The following is a 981-nucleotide window of genomic DNA, read 5'->3' as shown; positions in this document are numbered from 1 at the left end:
CTAGGCATCCCCGGTGTGGTGGCCGTCCCCGGTGTCGTGAACGGGTCGCCGATGAGCTCCGGCACCGCCTGCGCCTGGCGAACAAGGTCGCGCAGGTCAGCCCGCAGTGTGGCGTCCGGTCGCCCTGTCCAGTCGCCGTAGAGCCCGGAGCCGAGAACGGACCCGGGCGTCCGGGTGGTCGCAGCCCGGACCGGCGACGGCAGCCAGGACGCCGACACGGGGCCTTGCGAACCGCTCAACCCGCCCACCGCCATGCTGGTGACCAGGACGATGTGCGCGAGGTGCCGCATCTCGTGCCCGCCCCGCTGTGACTGCATGCTCCTCCGTTCATCCGGACTGTTGTGCATACCCATCCCCGACAGGAATCAGGAATTCAGTCTCCGCCCCCGTGTGCCGCAGGCCCGCAAAGCGGGGGCACCCGATCACAGCTACTTCGTACAAGCCACTCGGCGATGCGCGAAAAGCATGATCGGACCACCTTCGGCCCGCCGGATGCCACCGCTGCCGACCGTTGTTCCCCCTGGGCGATCCTCGCGCCCTCGTGCTTGTGCACGTTATACGGAGAGAGCGCCGTCACTCCAGCACGTCAGCCGATTGGAAATATTCGATCATGAAAACCCGACGGACCGACCTTTGATCCGGCTCCCGGATCGGAACCCGGATCGGAACTCGGCAATTCAGCCGACGTTCAAAGTCTATACACTAAACGTTTCCAGATCACAGTGCCGTTGTTCAGAAGAAAAACATTACACCAACAGCCACACAACCGATGGCCGTTCGCCGGCTACGACCGGCTCCACCAACTGGCCACCCACCGGACATGGCGAATTTGCCATGACGAGACGGTCAGGAAATGCGGCGAGGACAGAGTTGGAAACTGTGATCGGGTCGATCTCCGCCTGATGCGGGGAGCCGACTTGGGGGGGACAAGGAAGCCAAGGGATCATGGCGCGGCGAGGCCGCGCGTGCGGATCTTTTCCG

Annotated in this window: 1 protein-coding gene; it reads right to left on the bottom strand. The window is 64.2% G+C overall.

Annotation, left to right across the window (positions count from 1 at the left end; all coding sequences use genetic code 11):
• Positions 1–317 (bottom strand): hypothetical protein (locus U9980_RS02955; protein ID WP_322766574.1); only part of this gene is annotated, 317 nt, incomplete at its 3' end.
• Positions 318–981: the final 664 nt, after the last annotated feature.

It is taken from the genome of Protofrankia sp. Cr1 (assembly GCF_963555865.1).
Classification (GTDB): Bacteria; Actinomycetota; Actinomycetes; order Frankiales; family Frankiaceae; genus Protofrankia.
This window is presented reverse-complemented; position numbering and strand designations above follow the sequence as displayed.